We start from the raw sequence: 18,251 nt of genomic DNA, 5'->3' as shown, positions 1-18,251 counted from the left end.
CTTCGTAAACGGAGTCTCTGAGTTTCAGCGTGGCTTTGTGGGCTACGTGACCCTTCTCACAAACAACCTACGACGACTTTTGTCGATGAGCAAGCAAAAGTTGAAGATCATTCGACAATCTTTTTGCTGCGTGACAGCCATAAGCAATCGTGCTATCACTGATGCATGACTTCAGCACCCGAAAAAGCCCCGGGCAAGGACGGCTCCGTACAGGACGCCGGGAGCCTTTCGCGTGCAGGAGACCTGTTTCAGCTTCTTCGCGACGGCCAGGCACGGACCCGCGCCGAACTCGCCATCACCACCGGGCTGGCCCGTTCCACCGTCGCCTCGCGCATCGACGCCCTCATGAACTCCGGACTCGTGGGTCCCGCCGGCGAGGCAAGCTCCAGTGGCGGCAGGCCGCCGTCGCGCTTTGCCTTCAACCCTGCGGCCCGCGTTGTCTTGGCGGTCGACGTCGGAGCGACGCACGTAATCGTTGCGGTCACCGATCTCGGTGGAACAGTCCTGGCCGAGCGCCGCCTCGCGCAGGAAGTCGCAGACGGTCCCGAGGTGGTGCTTGGCAGGGTGGTGGCGGAAGGACGGGAGCTTCTCACCGAAGCCGGCCGCAGCCTTGACGACCTCGCCGGGATCGGCATCGGGTTGCCCGGTCCGGTGGAACACGACACCGGCAGGCCGATCAAACCGCCGATCATGCCCGGCTGGGACGGATTCGACGTGGTCCGTTACATGCAGCGCTCGCTGCCGGTTCCAGTCCTCGTGGACAACGACGTCAACATCATGGCACTGGGCGAACGCACAGCGTATTGGCCGGACCACGACAATTTGCTCTTCATCAAGATCGCCACGGGCATCGGCGCGGGCATTATCAGCAGCGGCGAGCTGCAGCGCGGCGCCAACGGCACGGCCGGGGACCTCGGCCACGTCCGGGTTCCCCGCGGCGACGACGTGCTCTGCCGCTGCGGGAACTACGGCTGCCTCGAGGCACTCGCCTCGGGACCCGCCGTCGCCCGCCAGCTGCACGCCCAAGGACTCCCGGCCAGCAACGGCGGGGACGTGCTGCGGCTCGTGGCCGAGGGAAACCTCCAGGCCATCCAGGCACTCCGGCAGGCCGGACGCGACGTTGGCGATGTCCTGGCAACAGTGGTCAATCTGCTCAACCCCTCCATGATCGTGATTGGCGGCAGCATGGGAGAGGCCGGTGAGCACCTCGTGGCCGGGATCCGCGAAGTTGTCTACCGGCGTTCCCTTCCCTTGGCCACCTCGCACCTGCGCATCGGCATCTCGATGGCGGGCGACCAGGCCGCGATCCTCGGTGCGAGCCAGATGGTTACCCAGCACGTTTTGTCTCCGGCAGTGATTGAAGCCACGCTCCAAGCAACCGGCTGAACCAGCTGCTACACGCGGCATAAACCCCCGCGTTGCTACGACCAATTGACTTTGCCCGGATTTTGGGGTCATCGCCTGCCAGTTCGCGCCGTGGAGGCGTGATAGCAATGAAGGTGATGCCTACTTTCCCCGCCTTGCAGTGCGCCCCATGACCGGTCCATTCCTCGCCAAGGTCCCCCGAGGTTGGCTGATCCTTGCGTGCATAGGCCTCATCGCCCTCAACATGCGGGGACCCTTCGTCGCGGTGGCGCCGGTGGTGGATTCCCTCAAACGGGATCTTGGATTTTCCCCCGTGGAACTCGGGTTGCTGACGGGCATTCCCGTGCTTTGCTTCTCGCTCGCCGCCCCGCTGGCCTCTATGGCCGGACGCAGGCTCGGCGCCGAATTCGCTGTGATGCTCACTCTTGTGGGTGTGCTGGCCGGCGTCGTGATCCGCTCCAGCGGCGGCGGTGTTCCGGTCATGGTGGGTACGGTCCTTATCGGCCTCGCCATCACGATCGGCAACATCGCCGTGCCGCTCATCATCCGCCGGGACTTCGCACCGCGACGCCAGGCAACCGCCATGGGTGTCTACACAGCAGCGCTGAACATCGGGTCCTTCCTGACTTCGGTGGCCACGGCCCCGCTCGCGGAACTCGTGGGATGGCGTCTTGCCCTCGCCGCGAGTGCCCTGCTGGCCCTCGCGGCCATCCTGTTCTGGATTCCCACAGTCGGCGCCCGGCAAGCTTTCGTTCCCGCTGCTGTGCCCGCCGCCGGCGGCTCACGAGCGGGCGGCAAGGCTTCCGGGGTTGGCTGGCTGACCGTTGGCCTGACGCTCGGCTTCGCTGGCCAGGCATTCTCGTACTACGGCGTGACCGCGTGGCTCCCGAGCTTCCTGGCCGACGAGCTGGGCATGGGCACCGCGCAAGCCGGCGCGGGATCATCGCTCTTCCAGATTTTCGCGATAGTCGGTGGCCTCGGCGTGCCGCTGCTCGCCCGTTTCGCCAGTACGACGGCGGTGGCGGCCACCTTGGGTGCCTTGTGGCTCACGGTGCCCTTGGGCTTGTTGCTGGCCCCGGGCTGGTGGTGGCTATGGTCGTCCCTCGGTGGAGTAGCGCAGGGCGGCGGCATCACGGTCATCTTCATCGCCATCATCAAGTTCGCGCGCGACCAAGCTTCGGCAGGCAAGATGTCCGCCGTCGTGCAGGGGATCGGCTACTGCTTCGCGGCCTTGGCTCCGACCGTCATCGGCTACGTGCACGGCATCTCCGGCAGCTGGACCGTGCCGCTCCTGGTGATCCTCGGATCGGTCACCGCATTCTGCATCTGCACCACCCTCTCGGTGCGCTGGGTGGCCCGGCAGCGCTAAGTGCGCGCCGCCGTCGTCCCTTAACCCCGCGCGAACTGGCAGCAGATGACCGTTCCCAAGCGGCAAAGTCATCTGCTGCCAGTTCGCACGTGTTGATGAAGGGGTTCCGTCGCTGGGCTGCCGCCCCGACCATCGGGGTCACTTGTTGCGAAGAGTGCAGGCAGCCCAGCGGCGGGGGCTTTATCTACGGGTTCAAGCGGCGACGAGTTCTTCCTTGGTGGCTTCCTCGCGGGCTTCCGTGAGGTAGCGGGCGTAGGCCGGGATGGTCAGGAAGGTGGGGAACTCCTCGGCCAGGGTGACTTCCTCGAAGATGCTGCGGGCATCGTTGAAGCGGTCGTCGTCGAAGCGTTCCAGGCGGGCGAACTCTTCGTCCAGGAGGTCGTTGATCCATTCGCGGGTGATGACTTCGCCGGTGTCGGTGATGGCGTGCGAGTAGATCCACTGCCAGAGCTGTGAACGGGAGATCTCCGCCGTGGCTGCGTCCTCCATGAGGTTGTGGATGGCCACGGCGCCGTTGCCGCGCAGCCAGGACTCGATGTAGCGGATGCCCACCTCGATGTTGTTCCGGATGCCGGTCTCGGTGATGGTGCCCGTGGTGGAGGCGACATCGATCAGGGCGCGGTCGTCGGGGGTGACGTCCTCGCGTGAGCGGTCCAGTTGGTTCGGACGCTCGCCGAGTACGGCGTCGAACACTTCGCGGCACACCGGGACCAGGTCCGGGTGGGCTACCCAGGAGCCGTCGAAGCCGTCGCCGGCTTCGCGGGTCTTGTCCGCGCGGACCTTTTCGAACGCTGCCGTGTTGGCGGCTTCGTCCTTGCGGTTGGGAACGGCTGCGGCCATGCCGCCGATCGCCATGGCGCCGCGCCGGTGGCACGCCCGGACCAGTTGCTCGGTGTAGGAGCGCATGAAGGGCTGGGTCATGGAGACCTGGGCGCGGTCCGGGAGCACGAAGCGGGGCCCGCGGGTGCGGAAGTTCTTGATCACGGAGAAGATGTAGTCCCAGCGGCCGGCGTTCAGGCCCGAGGCGTGATCGCGCAGCTCGTACAGGATCTCCTCCATTTCGAAGGCCGCGGTGATGGTTTCGATCAGCACGGTGGCGCGGATGGTGCCCTGCGGGATGCCGAGGAGGTCCTGGGCCTGGATGAAGATGTCGTTCCAGAGCCGGGCCTCGAGGCGGTTCTCGATCTTGGGCAGGTAGAAGTACGGGCCCTTGCCCTGTGCCAGCAGGCGGCGGGCGTTGTGGAAGAAGAACAGGCCGAAGTCGACCACGCCACCGGCAACGGGCTTCCCGTCGATGAGCATGTGCTTCTCCGGCAGGTGCCAGCCGCGCGGCCGCACCACGATGGTGGGCAGTTCTTCGGCGGCACGGAGCTTGTATTCCTTGCCCTCCGGTGAGGTGAAGTCGATGCGCCGTTCCAGGGCATCGGTGAGGTTCAGCTGGCCCTGGATGACGTTGCGCCACGTGGGGGTGGAGGAGTCTTCCATGTCGGCCAGCCACACCTTGGCGCCGGAGTTGAGCGCGTTGATGGTCATCTTCCGGTCCACGGGCCCGGTGATTTCCACGCGGCGGTCTTCGAGGCCGGGTGCCGGAGGAGCGACCCGCCAGGTCGGATCATTCCGGATTTCCGCCGTCTCCGGGAGGAACCGGGGATCCTGTCCGCTCGCGATCTGGCCGCGGCGGGCGTGCCTTGCCTGCATCAGCTCCTGGCGGCGCTCCGCCGTCGCGCGGTGCAGGGCTGCCACGAATTCCAGGGCGTCCGGCGTAAGAACCTCGTTCTGCCGGTGAATGGGCTGGGCGGTCAGCGTGATGCCGTTGATCGTGTAATTGTCGGTGAAGCTGTTCATTTCAATCTCTCCTCAGAGAAGCAATGTTCGACGGCGGGCCTAGCTGGGTTCGATACGGTGCGTGGCTGGCTCCGGCCTTCGGACCGGGATTGCTCTGCCTGCTATTCCCCGTTTCCGGGTCCGACCTCGCTGAGCGAGGACGGACCCGGAAACGGGGCCCCTTTTACGCAGGCTGCCGCAATACCGGACTCTTCGGCCTCGTGCGCCAGTCGCCAAGCGCCGCAAGGTCGGCGAAGGTGATCCGGAAGCGTGCGTAAAAGGGGCCCTGTCCCCGTCCTCGGCCGAGCTTTGCGAGGCCACAGGACGGGGATGGGGAATAGCACGCGGAGGATTGCCTTTGTCGGCCGCACCGCTGGGGCAGCGGCCCGCCGTCGGGAGGTTAGTGGAACTGGCCTTCTTCGGTGGATCCCACCAGGGCCAGGGTGGATGCGTTCGGGTTGAGCGCAGTTGCGATGTCGTCGAAGTAGCCGGTGCCGACTTCGCGCTGGTGCTTGGTTGCGGTGTAGCCGCGGGACTCGGAGGCGAATTCCTTTTCCTGGAGTTCGACGTAGGCGCTCATGCCTTCGCGGGCGTAGCCGTGGGCGAGGTCGAACATCGAGTAGTTCAGGGCGTGGAAGCCGGCCAGGGTGATGAACTGGAAGGTGAAGCCCATGGCGCCGAGTTCGCGCTGGAACTTCGCGATGGTTGCGTCGTCCAGGTGCTTGCGCCAGTTGAACGACGGGGAGCAGTTGTAGGAGAGCATCTGGTCCGGGAAGTCGGCCTTGACGGACTCGGCGAACTTGCGGGCGAGTTCGAGGTCCGGGGTGCCCGTTTCCATCCAGATGAGGTCCGAATAGGGGGCGTAGGCCTTGGCGCGGGCGATGCAGGGTTCGATGCCGTTGCGGACCTTGTAGAAGCCCTCAGCGGTACGGACCGGCTGTCCCCCTTCGCGGAGGATGAATTCCTGGTCGCGCTCGTCGACGTCGGAGGTGATCAGGGTGGCTGCCTCGGCGTCGGTGCGGGCGATGATCACCGACGGGGTGCCCGCGACGTCGGCCGCGAGGCGGGCGGCGTTCAGGGTCCGGACGTGCTGCTGGGTGGGGATGAGCACCTTGCCGCCGAGGTGGCCGCACTTCTTCTCGGACGCGAGCTGGTCTTCCCAGTGCACGCCTGCGGCGCCGGCCTGGATCATGGATTTCATGAGTTCGTAGGCGTTCAGCGGGCCGCCGAAACCGGCTTCGGCGTCGGCGACGATCGGGACCAGCCAGTCCTCGACGGTCTGGATGCCTTCGGAGAATTCGATCTGGTCGGCGCGGAGCAGGGCGTTGTTGATGCGGCGGACCACCGTGGGGACCGAGTTCGCCGGGTACAGCGACTGGTCCGGGTAGGTGTGGCCGGAGTTGTTGGCGTCGGCCGCGACCTGCCATCCGGAAAGGTAGATGGCCCGCAGCCCGGCCTTGACCTGCTGCACGGCCTGGTTGCCGGTCAGCGCACCGAGGGCGTTGGTGTAACCGCCGGTCTTAGCCTCTTCCGTGAGCTGCTTCCACAGCTTCTCGGAGCCGCGCCTGGCCAGGGTGTGTTCTTCGGAGACGCGGCCGCGGAGGCGGACGACGTCGGTGGCCGAGTAATCGCGGGTGACGCCTTCCCAACGCGGGTCGGCAGCCCATTCGAGCTCCAGTGCGGCGGCCTGCTGCTGAGCGGAGGTGGGCTGCCCTGGTTCAAATGCTGCGGTCATTGTTCTGTCTCCTTTGACGCTACTGTGGCGTGTTGCTGTGCATGTCGCCCCGGCCGACCTTCGCTGCGCCATTGCAGTTCACATCGACCGGGACTTCGTGGTTATTACTTTTCAGCACTTTCAAGGGGCTTTCTAGATAAAAACCATGGAAAGAAATGCACTTCTTCGCGTATCCTCAAGAAATGTCACCTGTGAGCTGGAACCGCGAAGTACCGCCGCCGTCGTCGTCCGCTTCCACCGCCGAACTGGACGTCATCAGCCTGGGCCGCCGCGTGCGGTATCTGCGCAAGCAGGCCGGACTGACCCTCGACGACGTGAGTGCCGCCGTCGGGACCGCCCCGAGCCAGCTGAGCCTCATTGAGAACGGCAAGCGCGAGCCCAAACTTGGCCTGCTGAAGCAGCTCGCGGCGGCCCTGAATGTCGGCATCGAACAGCTGCTCGGAGCGGAACCGCCCAGCCGCCGGGCGGCCTTGGAAATCGAGCTCGAACGGTACCAGCGCGGGCCCCTGTACGAGTCGTTGAACCTGCCGAAAATCCGTGTCAGCTCGCGGCTTCCACTCGATGTTCTCGAGTCGCAAGTGGGCCTCCTGCAGGAGCTTGAACGCAAGCTCAACGAGCAGGTCGCGACGCCGGAAGAGGCTCGCCGCGCGAACGGCGAACTGCGTGCCATGATGCGCGAGCGCGGCAACTATTTTCCGGAGTACGAGGCCGAGGCGCAGAAGGTCCTCAAAGGCGTTGGATACACGACCGGGCCCTTGAGCCAGCACGTCATTGCGGACATCGCGGACCACCTCGGATTCACGCTCCACCACGTGGGTGACCTGCCCCATTCCACCCGTTCAGTGACCGATCTAAAGAATCACCGAATTTATCTCACGCAGAGCCAACGGCAGGACCACGATCCCCGCTCGGTCCTCCTGCAGGCCCTGGGACACTACGTCCTGGGCCACGAGACACCCAAGAACTACGGCGACTTCCTGGCCCAGCGGGTCGCGACGAACTACTTCGCCGCGGCTCTCCTCCTGCCCGAGAACGCCACCCTGGAGTTCCTGCAGAAGGCGAAGGCCGCCAAGGAGATCGCGGTGGAGGACATCCGCGACGCCTTCGCCGTCTCCTACGAAACCGCTGCACACCGCTTCACCAACCTCGCGACGAAACACCTGGGCATCACCACCCACTTCCAGAAGACACACCAGAGCGGCATCATCTACAAGGCCTACGAGAACGACGGCGTGGCCTTCCCCCAGGACCATACCGGCGCCATTGAGGGCCAACCGGCGTGCAAAGCCTGGACTTCGCGTGCCGTGTTCGACGTTCCGGACAAGTTCAGCGCCTACAGCCAATACACCGACACCGTCTCCGGCACCTACTGGTGCACGGCGCGCACGGAGCGATCGGCGGCGGGAGAGTTCTCGCTCAGCATCGGTGTTCCGTACCAGCACGTGAAGTGGTTCCGCGGGAGGGAGACGACGGCGCGGGCTACCTCGACGTGCCCGGACCCGAACTGCTGCAAGCGCCCGCCGGCGTCGTTGGCTTCATCCTGGGCAGGCAACGCCTGGCCGTCCGCCCGCGCCCACTCGCACCTGCTGGCCGCCATGCCGCCGGGCGCGTTCCCCGGCGTCGACGAGACTGAGGTGTACGCGTTCCTGGAGGCGCACTCGGGGTAGTTTCGTGCGGCACGTTTGGGGTCTACTCCTTGAGGGCCGGGTAGCTCAAGTGCGTGACACCCACACCCTCGACGACGGTCGGGTTGCCCAAAGTGAGCGGCGCGTTCCCAACGCGGTCGAACATCCGGATACCGGATCCGAGCAGCAGCGGAACCAGATCGACGCGGATTTCGTCCAGCAGGCCGGCATCGAGGCACTGCCGAATGGTGTCCGGCCCGTGCATGCCGACGATCTTGTCGCCGGCAGCGGCCTTTGCCTGCGCGACGGCGCTTTCCAGTCCGTCGGTGACGAAATGCACCGCCGTGTCGGGGCGGGGCCACCCCTCCGGCATCTGATGCGTCACCACATACGCGGGCACGCCGAACGGGTGCTGGCCGCCCCAAGCGTCGGCGCGGTCGGAGGTGCGTCTCCCGGTGAGCATCGCGCCTACCTCGCCCATCAAAGCCCGTAGGTGTTCAGCGCTCGCTTCGGAAACATGGAACGTGAAGCCCGGATTGAAGGTAGGGACGTCGACGTCGCCGGCGAAGTACCAGTCGAAGACCTCGTCAACGCCGTCCTCGAGATCGGCCACGTAGCCGTCGAGGGACATCGACATGAACGCCACTACCTTGGTCATTACCTAGCTCCTTCGGTTTCGGACGGGTTCGGGCCGGCCGGGGCCGGGTCAAACGGACATGGCCCAAGACAAAGCCGCATCCCGTCGAGGCTCGGATGGGTCTATCAGCCTGATTCTGTCCACGAGCCGGACGCGCTCGATGAGGGATGACTCGATGAGTGCAAGAACGAACGCGTGGTCTTTGGGGCGTGCAGCAATGAGCTTCGCCGCGCAGAGATCGTAAGGGTCCAGGCAAAGCCCGGTGCTGTTTCGGGTCCGCTCATTGCGCACGCCGACCAGGCGGTACTCCCAGTCGTCGGGGAGCACCGCGGTCTCCCTTTCGGCCGCCTGGACATAGAACCCGAACTCCTTGTGGAAAGGCGACCACTCGCCAAGGGCAGAATCGATGCTGTCCGCGAGCGTGCCGGCGTCGTCGTCGGAAAATGGCGCGATGTCGACGGCATCCGACATGGTGATCGTGGCAGGTAATTGGTCCTCCGTGAACGATCCCAGAATTGACTGGCTGCCGATCACGATCACCCGGTCGCCGTGGATGACATCCGTGGCGGCCCGGATGGCGTGCTCGAGCTCATCGCGGCGCATGGCTGTACCGTACCCCTGCCCAGGCCGATTGTCAGTACCCGCCCCGTCGCCTCTCGCGCTCAGACAGCAGCGTCGCCACCTCTTCGATGATCTCGTACGGCATAGGCTTCCCGAGGGGGAATTTCAACGTCCCCTTGGCCGCCCGGAACGGGGCGATTTCGCGCTCGAAGTCCTCGCCGCCGTCGGGCACTGGATAGACGGAAATGTGGTGCTTCCACGCCGCGAAATACACGACATAGTGGCCGTCGAGCGTGATGGTGGGGATCCCGTAACTGATCCTGTCCGCGGCTCCGGGCACTGCTGCCAGGGCCCGCCGTCGGACCTCGTGAAGGATGGGTTGCACCTCGCCGGGTTGCGCCGCGATGTAGTCGTCCACCGTGTCAAAGTTCGCTGCCATGTGCGTCCCTCGCTCCGTTCCGTATCCCGCCGCTCTGCTGGTCTTCGACCAAGCTTGCCGTACCCCGCGCCGCCCCGCCAGAGGGGGTCGAACGGGTCCGGGGCGACCCCGACGCTCGCTCGCTTATGTTGGGTTTTGGCCGGACGCTCGCTCACCTATGTCGGGTTTGGGCCGGACGCTCGCTCACCTATGTCGGGTTTTGGCCGGACGCTCGCTCACCTGGGGTGACACGCGTCGTCGGCGGTGGCGAGTTTGCCTGACAATTCTCGATTCCCCGATGCGAGAATGGGGGAGGCTCCGCGGTTTTGCAGGCGGGTCCACCACCAGTGCTAATAAAGCGGGGCGCCGTGCTTACTCCAGCCGCCTGCGCGAACCACTATGAACGGACAAGCTATGACGTCAGCACCAGAATCCCAGACCCTCAGTAAACCCGCGCCGCGCTTCGCGTCGATAGGCTCCCCGTACTTTGGCATCATGCTGGCATGCATGGCCGTCGTGCTGATCCTGTCCAATATTGGCGCTGCCAAAGGCGTCGTCTTCGGTCCGATCATCACCGATGGCGGATTCTTCCTCTTCCCGCTTGCCTACATTCTTGGCGATGTCATGAGCGAGATCTATGGATTCAAGGTTGCCCGCAAAGCGATCATCACCTCGTTCGCGCTGTCAGCGTTCGCATCGCTCTGCTACTGGATCATCATCGCGCTGCCGGGTTTCAATGACGACTATGGCAACGCCAAGCAGGCCGCCATCGAAGGCGCACTGGGGCCGGTTCCCCAGATCGTCCTTGCTTCCCTTCTCGCATTCCTGGCCGGCCAGACAATCAACTCCCTGATCCTGGTGAAGATGAAAGCCCGTTCGGGTGAGAGAACTCTCTGGGCCCGGCTCATGGGCTCGTCCGGGGTCGGCGAATTCGTGGACACGCTTATCTTCTGCAGCATCGCGGCGTCGGTCATTGGCATTACGGACTTCGGAAGCTTCGTCAACTACGTGCTGGTTGGCTTCGTGTACAAGGTCGGCGTCCAGTACATCCTCGTGCCGGTGACGTCCTTGGTCATTGGCTGGATCAAGAAGCGCGAGCCCAGCTACTGGGCCTGAGCAGGAAATCCAGGATGGCATTTATGTGAGCGCGCGTCGGGCCGGGATGGCATTTATGTGAGCGGGCGTCGGGCCGGGACGGCATTTATGTGAGCGGGCGTCGGGCCGGGACGGCATTTATGTGAGCGGGCGTCCGGCCGTCGGCTCAGGGGAACCGCAGGGAAGTCCGGTAGTTTCAGAGGATGAAGCTGGGAAGCGCCGTTCTGACGGCCGAGAATCTTGTTGCAGGCTATGGCGAGCATGCTGTGTGCGGGCCGCTCGACGTCGAGGTTTTCTCCGGGCAAGTGCTCGGGATGGTGGGCGAAAACGGTGCCGGCAAGTCCACCCTGCTGCGCACGATGATTGGCGCCCAGGCCGCCATTGAGGGCGATGCCCACGTTCTTGGCTTGATGCCGGACGACCGCTCGGCCCTCTTCCGCAGCAAGGTCTCGGTGCTGCTGGATGAGGATGCCTACTTCGATTCACTCACGGTCCGTGAGCACCTTTCCTTGGTGGCCCGTGGGCATGGCCTCGCCAACCCCGACGGGGCTGTGGAGGAAGAGATCGGCTTCTTCGAGCTTCAAACCGCCGCCGATGCCTTTCCCGATCAGCTTTCCTCCGGACAGCGCCGCAAACTCCTCCTCGCCTCGGCATTCATCCGGCCCTTCGAACTGCTTGTCCTGGACGAACCGGAACAGCGGCTCGATACCCGCATGCGCGGCCTGCTTGCGCAGCGGATCGCCCGGACTGCCAAGAAGAGTGCCGCCGTCGTCATGGTCACCCACGATGCGGACGTCGCCCAAGCGGCGTGCACCCGGGCGGTAATAGTCGACGACGGCGGTGCGCGCGTGGTCAGTACGGACGAGGCTGTGGCAAGGATTCGCCGGTGAGCATGTCCACTGCTGCCGTAGCGCAGCCGGAGTTCGTGGATTTCGACCCCGAGCGTGCCACTCGAAAGGTGATTCGCCCGCGGGGCCAGTCCTTGCTCTCCAGGCTCAACGAACTGTACATCCAATTCCTGACGTTCGGCGTCGGCCTGATTTACGCGATTGGCCTCCTCAACGGGCTCACTGCCGCAGCGGAGCATGGCTTCGGCGGCCACCTGATTTCGGTCGGCTACGGCGTGGTCCCCGTTGAATACGGCCTGGTGGTTGGGTTCGGGCTCTTGGGCCTCGCGGCCTATTGGGTGGCGGGCAGGCTCGGGCCACTGGCCATCACGGCGAATCAGCGGCACTGGTGGTACTCGCTGGCTATCGACCGCGAGCCGCTTCTAGCCCGAGGATTGCGTCGCGCAGTCTCGGCTGCCGCCGTCGTCGGAGCCCTCGCCACCATCCCGGTAGCAGTCATCAGCGGTTCGAACGCGATGGTGTTTGCCGGACGGGTCCTGGCAGGGGCACTGACAGGTGCCGCTATTCTCGCGCTGGCCGCGTTCGCCCAGACGCGTTCACGGGCGGCGGCCGGGCAAGGTAGGCCGATGAACTGGCTGTTGGCGGCTGCTTCGGCCGCACTCGGCGCGATGCTGTTCGGGACGCTGCAGGGGAACTGGATCTTCGCCGTTGCCCCTGCTGTCGCTTTGGTTGCGGCGGCGCTCGGGATGCGGAACAAGCTTTCCAGCGTCCGCACGACATCGCTGCTCAAAGCCGGGTCCGCGAGGGGACATGTTCAGGCTGCACTGACGCTCATGGACACCGGGGAACTCAGTGCCTCGCTTTCCAGCGGCGGCAAACGGAGCCGGGTCAAGCTCCCCGGCACGCCCAGCACCGCAGCAGGCGCGCTCTTCCACGCGGAGGCAACTGTGCTCGCCCGGCAACCCGGGCGGCTGTGGCGCTGGGGCCTGGGTCTCGCCGTCGTTCCCTTGACCGGGCTGGTCCGGACGTTCGATTCACCCGTCATCCTGCTTCCGGTGCTGCTTGCCGCGGCGATCTTCTCGTCCACAGCGGCGGCAGGGCCCCTTTGGCAATTGCGCATGGCCCCCAGCCTCGACGCCCTCCTCCCGATTTCGAGGACAGCTTCGCGCTGGGTCCACGTCGCGCTGCCGGTCATGCTGATGGGTTTGTGGACGACGGCGGCTGCCGGATTTTTCGTGCTGGCGGGCGGCTTCCGGGTGGAGCTCCTCGTCCTGGGTGCGGCGGCGGGAGGCGGTTTGGGCGCGGGGATGCTGCGACGAGCCTTCCGCCAGCAGGAAGACCTGACCAAGCTCGTGTACCTGATGCAGCTTGGGCGGAGCGGACCCGCCATGCTTGGAACCAGGATCCGGGGCTACGTGCTGTGCCTCTTCGCCCTGGCGCCTTTGGCCTTGGGCATGCTGTTCAACGCGCCGGAGGTTTTGGTGACGCCCGCCGTCGTGCTCAATGTGGTGCTGCTGGTGATCGGCGTGGTGACGGCCGACCGCCCCTGAGGCGCCCCTTGGCGCGATCTCGACGACGACGGCGGGTCGCCTGCCCGGGAAGCGACCGAGACCCTAGGAGTAGTACCGCCCCAACGTCTCGGCCTTGAACTCGAAGAAGTCCCCGGATTCGATGGCCAAGCGGGCGTCGTCCACCATCTTCACCACGAAGCGCTCGTTGTGGATGGAGATGAGCGTGTGCGAGAGCAGTTCATGGGCCTTGTACAGGTGGTGGATATACGCGCGCGAATAGTTGGCGCAGGTGTAGCAATCGCAACCGTCCTGCAAGGGTCCGAAATCCGATTTGTAGCGGGCTCCGGAAAGGTTGAACCGACCGGACGGAGTATAAAACGCCGAGTTGCGGGCCACGCGGGTAGGGGAGACGCAATCGAAGGTGTCGGCACCGTTTTCGATGGACGTGAAGATATCGTCCGGCTCGGAGATGCCCAGGAGGTGGCGGGGCTTGTTCTCGGGAAGTTCCTCGTTGCACCAACGCACAATGGTGCCGAGGTTCTCCTTCTCCAGTGCACCGCCGATGCCGAAACCGTCAAAGGGCATCCCACCAAGATCCCGGCAGGCCCTGCGGCGGAGGTCCTCGTATTGCGCCCCCTGGATGACGCCGAACAGGGCTTGGTAGGGCTTGCCCACGCGCTCCGCCGTCAGCCTCTCATGCTCCACCACGCAGCGCTCGGCCCAACGACGTGTGCGCTCCAGGGATTCCTCCTGGTAGCCGCGGGAATTCTGCAGGGTGGTCAGCTCGTCGAAGGCGAACATAATGTCTGCGCCGATCTGGTGCTGCACCCGCATGGAGATCTCCGGCGAGAAACGGTGCCTGTCCCCGTTCAAGTGCGACTTGAACCAGACGCCGTCCTCATCCACGTGCGCCAGCCGCTCCTTGCCAGGGGCCACGGCATCGTCTGGGCCCGACGCATCCACGGAGGTCATGTCGATGACCTTCTTGAACCCCGAGCCGAGGCTCATCACCTGGAATCCGCCCGAGTCCGTGAATGTGGGTCCGTCCCAGTTCATGAAGGCGCCAAGACCGCCCGCCGCGTCGAGGATCTCCGGCCCTGGCTGCAGATACAGGTGGTAGGCGTTGGCCAGCAAAGCCTGCGCGCCGAGCTCCTTCATGGATTCGGGCAGAACGGCTTTGACAGTGGCTTTCGTCCCGACGGCGATGAACGCGGGCGTCTGGATCTGGCCGTGCGGGGTGGTGATGGTGCCGGTGCGGCCCAGGAACTCTCCGCGCTGGCCGCCGTCGTGACGGCTGCCGCCGTCGGCGTTCAAGAAGCCCGACGACGGCGGGCGCGTTTCGCTGAGCCGCGCACCCACCTCGAAGGAAAACGCGGACTGCTGGGCAGCTGCGAGCGTGGACGGATCGGACTCGGAGTTAGACCCGGAATGGGGCACGGAAGAATCGGCTGGCACCGTTACAGTCTGCCAGCCCCGGAGCGTGAATCGTCAGTGCGAATGCACCTCTGTGGGGTAGTTCTCAGCCTTCCAGCTGTCCCAGTGGGAGCGGATCGAGTCCAGGCTGGCCGCGCCCAGGTCGTAGGTCGAAGCGATCACGATCGTGCCGCCGTCGGGCCTCTTCTCCGGAATCACCGGCTGGTCAGCCACAATCAGCAGCCCGTCGCCATGTTCCGCGTAACTGTGGACGGTGAGGCCCACCTGGTGGTTGCTCCGGAACCAGACCTTGCCGGAGAGGGCCTCGCCCGTGGGAAGCGTGAGCGAGTATTCCTCGCCAGGTGCCGGGACGTCGGCCAGTCCAAGTTTCTGGATCCCGGATCCGCTGCCGCCAGGCAGGGAGACAAAATGCGTGCGCCGGTGCCCGTGCGGATGGCGTTCCAGGGCGAATCGGAGCTGGTGCAGGAACGTCAGCCAGCCCTGGGTGATGTCTTCGTCCCACGCGGCCCATTCGGAATCATGGTCCAGGGCCGCCCGCGTCACGCGGACCTCGGTGCCTCCGCTGACCGGGGTGAGCTCGAAGACGTCGCCGCCGTTCACAGTGAGGCTTGTGTGGTCGGGACCCTCGACCACGTCGGTGCTGAAGTAGATCTGGTTGATTTCGTCGCCGAGTTCGTCGGCCTCCCAGCCGTGCCATTGAGCTACGAGCGACGGTTCGCGCAGCGAAGTCCAAACTTGCTGCGCGTCGGCATTAACAACAACGCTCAGATTGTTCGTCATGGCCCGAATCTACCGCCGTTGGCGCGAACGCGACAGGTCTTGCGAAATCCTCCGATAGCGCCTACGCCCGCACGGCCTCGAGTTCGTTCGCGATCCGGTGATCGAGTTCCCCCACGCCCAGGGTGTTCGAGCCGCCGTGCGAGCGGAGGAACAGCAGGGTTTCGAGCCGGAGCAGCCGCCATTCGCGCTCGGCATCGCGGTTGCCGTTGTCGATGGAGCGGAAGATTTCCTTGTCGTACAGGTTCGGTTCGTTGAGCCCGCGCTGCCGGACTTTGGCGGCGATCCGGGCCTTGAACGGGTCTGTCTCCACGGTGTCCGGGGCTTGCAGGAGTTGATCGTAGACTGCCGCGCGTTCCGTTTGGCCGAGCTCACGGCAAATGAAGCTGGAAAGTGCGAGGGAACGTTCAACGGACATCCACCGGTCGCGGTTTCCGTCGTAGGGGAGCACATTGAGAATATCGGCCACCGCGAGGGCGCGGTCCGGATCCCGCAGCTCGATGAAAAGGTCGTGGGCCAGGTCGCTCAGGTCCCGCAGGCAGCTTCCCGACTTCGTATTGATGCCCTTCACGAGGCGCTCGCTCAGCACCGCGACCCCATTCCGGCCGGGGTGCGCTTCGCCAGCGGCGCCCACGATGTTCTCGGGAGAGTCTGTCGGTTCGGGGATCAGGGCGAGCTGCGCGGGATCCGGCCCCGCCGGCCGGCTGACAGTCGGTGCCACCGCAGGCAAAGGAGGCACGACGACGGCGGGAACGGCTTCCGCGGGCGCGTCGCCGCCGTCGGAGGTACCGCCGTCGGGCGCGTCGCTAGTATCCGGCTCCAGGGCCGGCTCTTCGCCGAGCGGGGCCGGAACTTCGGCGAGCGGCGTGTCGGCGACGTCCGGGATGGCGGTCGCTTCGCCCACCGGAACGCTGGACCCGATCGCGATCCGCACGTTCCCGCCGTCGAGCGTGGTCACCAGGATGAGCGCGGGCACGCCAAAATCGTCGTGTTCGAGCTCAATCTGGGTGATTTGCTCCGCGGGACCATCACCAGGGAGGAACAGGTAGTCCCCGATTTGCAGGGCCCCAGCCTGCTTTTCACGGTACTGCTGGTCGGCTGGGCTGTGAGTCATCGGAAGTCCTTTGGTTCTCTTGGGGTCCGCCCAACAGTCTATAAAACCCCACCGAGCAAATCGGGGAGGCGGCTATTACCCGCGCTGCCGCTACTAACTGCGCGGGCTACTGTCCGACGCCGGCGAAGGCCAGAGCCTGGCGCACCAGATTGCCGCGGCCGCCGCTGAATTCCTGCTGGACGTCGTCGCTGAGGATTTCCTGCGGAGTCATCCACGTCAGCTCGAGGGCGTCCTGGCGAGGTTCGCACTCGCCCGTCACGGGGATGACGTAAACAAGGGACACGGCGTGTTGGCGGTCGTCCGTGAAGCCGGTCTGCGACGGTGCCGGGAAGTACTCGGCCACCGTGAACGGCACGGGACTGACGGGCAATTGCGGGAAGGCCAGCGGGCCGAGGTCCTTTTCCATGTGGCGCAACAGCGCGGCCCGGATAGTTTCGCGATACAGCACGCGGCCGGACACGAAGGAACGGACCATGGTGCCGTCAGCGTCGCCTTGCAGAAGGGTACCTACCTCGTTGACGAATCCGAGCGGATCCAGACGTACGGGAACCGCCTCCACGTAAACCATGGGGAGGCGGCCGCGGGCTTCGAAGAGGTCTTCATCGGAAAGCCAGCCGGAGTACGGGTCAGGGGTACGAACACTCATGGTTAAGTTCTACCCCATCCCGTGCTGTTCCATGCCGTACGAATCAGACAGCTAGGATTGCGTCGAGCCAAACTCCTGCACGCTCGCTCACTTATGTCGTCGAATCGGGCGACGCTCGCTCACGTATGTGGCCAAACTCGGGATCTCTCGCTCAGATGATCTGAGCGAGCGTTTCTGCGGCCGTATGGTTTTGTGAGACAGCTTGATGGGAGCCTCAGTTTCAGATGACGACCCGCAGAAAGACATACGACGCCGCGTTCCGGGAGGAATCGGTTCGACTGGTTTTGTCTTCGGACCGGCCGGTGAAGCAGATCGCGCAGGAGATCGGGGTGAAGGAAAGCACGCTGGGAAACTGGGTACACAAGTCCCGGGACAAGCAACCAGACGCCCCTGCCCAGGCCGAGGACCGGGGCCCGGTGGCGTGGGATGAACACCAGAAAGCGCTGGCCGAAAACGCCAGGTTGAAGGCCGAGGTCGAGTTCCTGGGAAAAGTCAGCGCCTTCTTTGCCGCGAAGCAAAAGTAGAGGATTTCTACGAATTCATCGAAGCGGAGAAGGCCAACCATCCCGTGGTGTGGTTCTGCCGGAAATTGAACGTCTCCCGGGCCTCCTATTACCGGTGGCGCAAACCTGCCGGCCCTTCACCGCGCACCGTGCGGCACGGGGAGCTGGTCACCGCGGTCACCAAGCTCTACACGAAGGAGTCCGGGCGTGCCGGGCGGGACCAGCTGACCCGGCTCCTGAACGCGGCCGGGACCAAGGTCTCCGCCCCGACCGTGGGGGCCATCATGCGCGAGCACGGCCTGCGGGCCATCCGCACCCAGGCCTGGAAAAAGACCACGCTCCAGGACCCGCAGGCCAAGACCGCTCATATCGAGAACCACATGCTCGATGACCAGGGCAGGCGCGACTTCACCTCCGCGGTGCCCGGGACCCGGCTGGTCGGGGACATCACCTACCTGCGCACCGGCGAGGGCTGGCTCTACCTGGCCACGGTCATCGACCTGTTCTCCGGGATGGTCATCGGCTGGGCCATGGCCGAACACATGCGCGCCAGCCTGTGCACCGCGGCCCTGCGGATGGCCCGGAACCACGGCCACCTCATCGGCGGCCCGGTCGTCTTCCACTCCGACCGGGGCACCCAGGACGGATTCAACCGGTCGTCGCAACACCGGGTTGTTGAACTGATCGTAGCTGTTCCTCGAGCGCTTCGGCGGGCGTCTTCCAGCCGAGTGCTTTACGTGGCCTGGTGTTGAGGGTGTGCGCGATCGCTGCGAGGTCATCGCTACTCCA

Annotated in this window: 16 protein-coding genes and 2 pseudogenes; 8 read left to right on the top strand and 10 right to left on the bottom strand. The window is 65.1% G+C overall.

Translation table 11 applies throughout. The annotated features are described in order from the left end of the window. The first annotated feature begins 165 nt into the window (after positions 1–165). Both AC1DJB_RS22105 and AC1DJB_RS22100 read left to right on the top strand, forming a co-directional pair. Entirely contained in the window at positions 166–1,386 is a 1,221-nt protein-coding gene (locus AC1DJB_RS22105; RefSeq protein ID WP_284988674.1) for an ROK family transcriptional regulator, read from the top strand. Positions 1,387–1,534: 148 nt separating this feature from the next. After that, positions 1,535–2,734 carry an MFS transporter gene (locus AC1DJB_RS22100; RefSeq protein ID WP_441432913.1) on the top strand — a complete coding sequence of 400 codons (1,200 nt, stop codon included), beginning with the start codon at positions 1,535–1,537 and terminating at the stop codon, positions 2,732–2,734. Positions 2,735–2,926: 192 nt separating this feature from the next. On the opposite strand, the gene aceB is transcribed toward AC1DJB_RS22100, so the two are convergent. Both aceB and aceA read right to left on the bottom strand, forming a co-directional pair. Beyond that, positions 2,927–4,579, bottom strand: coding sequence for a malate synthase A (aceB, locus tag AC1DJB_RS22095; RefSeq protein WP_441432912.1), 1,653 nt, complete (start codon positions 4,577–4,579; stop codon positions 2,927–2,929). 379 nt (positions 4,580–4,958) lie between these two features. Next, positions 4,959–6,293 carry an isocitrate lyase gene (gene aceA / locus AC1DJB_RS22090; protein WP_441432911.1) on the bottom strand — a complete coding sequence of 445 codons (1,335 nt, stop codon included), beginning with the start codon at positions 6,291–6,293 and terminating at the stop codon, positions 4,959–4,961. A gap of 155 nt (positions 6,294–6,448) precedes the next feature. On the opposite strand from aceA, the gene AC1DJB_RS22085 reads away from it, so the two are divergent. Further along, positions 6,449–7,960 carry a helix-turn-helix domain-containing protein gene (locus AC1DJB_RS22085; RefSeq protein ID WP_441432910.1) on the top strand — a complete coding sequence of 504 codons (1,512 nt, stop codon included), beginning with the start codon at positions 6,449–6,451 and terminating at the stop codon, positions 7,958–7,960. A 22-nt stretch (positions 7,961–7,982) separates the two neighbouring features. Here the strand turns inward: AC1DJB_RS22085 and AC1DJB_RS22080 are convergent, their stop codons facing one another. From AC1DJB_RS22080 to AC1DJB_RS22070, 3 genes are read right to left on the bottom strand one after another with little or no spacing between them, the layout of a single operon-like run. Further along, positions 7,983–8,576, bottom strand: coding sequence for a dihydrofolate reductase family protein (locus tag AC1DJB_RS22080; RefSeq protein ID WP_441432909.1), 594 nt, complete (start codon positions 8,574–8,576; stop codon positions 7,983–7,985). Between the two features lie 48 nt (positions 8,577–8,624). Further along, entirely contained in the window at positions 8,625–9,158 is a 534-nt protein-coding gene (locus AC1DJB_RS22075) for a DUF6036 family nucleotidyltransferase (protein ID WP_441432908.1), read from the bottom strand. A 31-nt stretch (positions 9,159–9,189) separates the two neighbouring features. Beyond that, entirely contained in the window at positions 9,190–9,555 is a 366-nt protein-coding gene (locus AC1DJB_RS22070; protein WP_441432907.1) for an iron chaperone, read from the bottom strand. A gap of 393 nt (positions 9,556–9,948) precedes the next feature. On the opposite strand from AC1DJB_RS22070, the gene AC1DJB_RS22065 reads away from it, so the two are divergent. The 3 genes from AC1DJB_RS22065 (at position 9,949) to AC1DJB_RS22055 (ending at position 13,027) form a co-directional block, all read left to right on the top strand. Further along, on the top strand, positions 9,949–10,650 hold the full coding sequence (locus AC1DJB_RS22065) for a queuosine precursor transporter (protein ID WP_059388549.1): 702 nt from the start codon (positions 9,949–9,951) through the stop codon (positions 10,648–10,650). A gap of 182 nt (positions 10,651–10,832) precedes the next feature. Next, positions 10,833–11,519, top strand: coding sequence for an ABC transporter ATP-binding protein (locus AC1DJB_RS22060; RefSeq protein WP_284988682.1), 687 nt, complete (start codon positions 10,833–10,835; stop codon positions 11,517–11,519). Positions 11,520–11,521: 2 nt separating this feature from the next. Beyond that, on the top strand, positions 11,522–13,027 hold the full coding sequence (locus AC1DJB_RS22055) for a DUF6297 family protein (protein WP_284988808.1): 1,506 nt from the start codon (positions 11,522–11,524) through the stop codon (positions 13,025–13,027). A gap of 63 nt (positions 13,028–13,090) precedes the next feature. On the opposite strand, the gene tgt is transcribed toward AC1DJB_RS22055, so the two are convergent. The 4 genes from tgt to AC1DJB_RS22035 all read right to left on the bottom strand — a co-directional run bounded on the left by tgt (position 13,091) and on the right by AC1DJB_RS22035 (position 16,959). After that, entirely contained in the window at positions 13,091–14,425 is a 1,335-nt protein-coding gene (gene tgt, locus AC1DJB_RS22050; protein WP_441432933.1) for a tRNA guanosine(34) transglycosylase Tgt, read from the bottom strand. Positions 14,426–14,476: 51 nt separating this feature from the next. After that, positions 14,477–15,202: an SRPBCC family protein gene (locus tag AC1DJB_RS22045; protein WP_059388552.1), complete on the bottom strand. Its 726-nt coding sequence runs from the start codon at positions 15,200–15,202 to the stop codon at positions 14,477–14,479. Positions 15,203–15,263: 61 nt separating this feature from the next. Next, positions 15,264–16,313, bottom strand: coding sequence for a DUF6707 family protein (locus AC1DJB_RS22040; RefSeq protein ID WP_306963285.1), 1,050 nt, complete (start codon positions 16,311–16,313; stop codon positions 15,264–15,266). Positions 16,314–16,419: 106 nt separating this feature from the next. Then, positions 16,420–16,959, bottom strand: a complete 540-nt coding sequence (locus AC1DJB_RS22035) for an NUDIX hydrolase family protein (RefSeq protein WP_059388553.1) — start codon at positions 16,957–16,959, stop codon at positions 16,420–16,422. A 224-nt stretch (positions 16,960–17,183) separates the two neighbouring features. On the opposite strand from AC1DJB_RS22035, the gene AC1DJB_RS22030 reads away from it, so the two are divergent. Both AC1DJB_RS22030 and AC1DJB_RS22025 read left to right on the top strand, forming a co-directional pair. Then, on the top strand, positions 17,184–17,483 hold the full coding sequence (locus AC1DJB_RS22030) for a transposase (RefSeq protein ID WP_441437569.1): 300 nt from the start codon (positions 17,184–17,186) through the stop codon (positions 17,481–17,483). 17 nt (positions 17,484–17,500) lie between these two features. Further along, a pseudogene (locus AC1DJB_RS22025) lies at positions 17,501–18,091 on the top strand (DDE-type integrase/transposase/recombinase); the annotation flags it as partial. 19 nt (positions 18,092–18,110) lie between these two features. Here AC1DJB_RS22025 and AC1DJB_RS22020 read toward each other — a convergent pair. Further along, positions 18,111–18,251 (bottom strand): annotated as a pseudogene (locus AC1DJB_RS22020) (IS30 family transposase); the annotation flags it as partial.

The organism is Arthrobacter sp. 01T428, assembly GCF_056398685.1.
Note: the sequence above shows the minus strand (reverse complement) of the source record. Positions and strands in the feature narration are given on the sequence as shown.

Coding starts and splice junctions, on each gene's coding strand:
- AC1DJB_RS22105 (WP_284988674.1), top strand. CDS start 166: ATGACTTCAGCACCCGAAAAAGCCCCGGGCAAGGACGGCTCCGTACAG.
- AC1DJB_RS22100 (WP_441432913.1), top strand. CDS start 1,535: ATGACCGGTCCATTCCTCGCCAAGGTCCCCCGAGGTTGGCTGATCCTT.
- aceB (WP_441432912.1), bottom strand. CDS start 4,579: ATGAACAGCTTCACCGACAATTACACGATCAACGGCATCACGCTGACC.
- aceA (WP_441432911.1), bottom strand. CDS start 6,293: ATGACCGCAGCATTTGAACCAGGGCAGCCCACCTCCGCTCAGCAGCAG.
- AC1DJB_RS22085 (WP_441432910.1), top strand. CDS start 6,449: ATGCACTTCTTCGCGTATCCTCAAGAAATGTCACCTGTGAGCTGGAAC.
- AC1DJB_RS22080 (WP_441432909.1), bottom strand. CDS start 8,576: ATGACCAAGGTAGTGGCGTTCATGTCGATGTCCCTCGACGGCTACGTG.
- AC1DJB_RS22075 (WP_441432908.1), bottom strand. CDS start 9,158: ATGCGCCGCGATGAGCTCGAGCACGCCATCCGGGCCGCCACGGATGTC.
- AC1DJB_RS22070 (WP_441432907.1), bottom strand. CDS start 9,555: ATGGCAGCGAACTTTGACACGGTGGACGACTACATCGCGGCGCAACCC.
- AC1DJB_RS22065 (WP_059388549.1), top strand. CDS start 9,949: ATGACGTCAGCACCAGAATCCCAGACCCTCAGTAAACCCGCGCCGCGC.
- AC1DJB_RS22060 (WP_284988682.1), top strand. CDS start 10,833: ATGAAGCTGGGAAGCGCCGTTCTGACGGCCGAGAATCTTGTTGCAGGC.
- AC1DJB_RS22055 (WP_284988808.1), top strand. CDS start 11,522: ATGTCCACTGCTGCCGTAGCGCAGCCGGAGTTCGTGGATTTCGACCCC.
- AC1DJB_RS22045 (WP_059388552.1), bottom strand. CDS start 15,202: ATGACGAACAATCTGAGCGTTGTTGTTAATGCCGACGCGCAGCAAGTT.
- AC1DJB_RS22040 (WP_306963285.1), bottom strand. CDS start 16,313: ATGACTCACAGCCCAGCCGACCAGCAGTACCGTGAAAAGCAGGCTGGG.
- AC1DJB_RS22035 (WP_059388553.1), bottom strand. CDS start 16,959: ATGAGTGTTCGTACCCCTGACCCGTACTCCGGCTGGCTTTCCGATGAA.
- AC1DJB_RS22030 (WP_441437569.1), top strand. CDS start 17,184: ATGACGACCCGCAGAAAGACATACGACGCCGCGTTCCGGGAGGAATCG.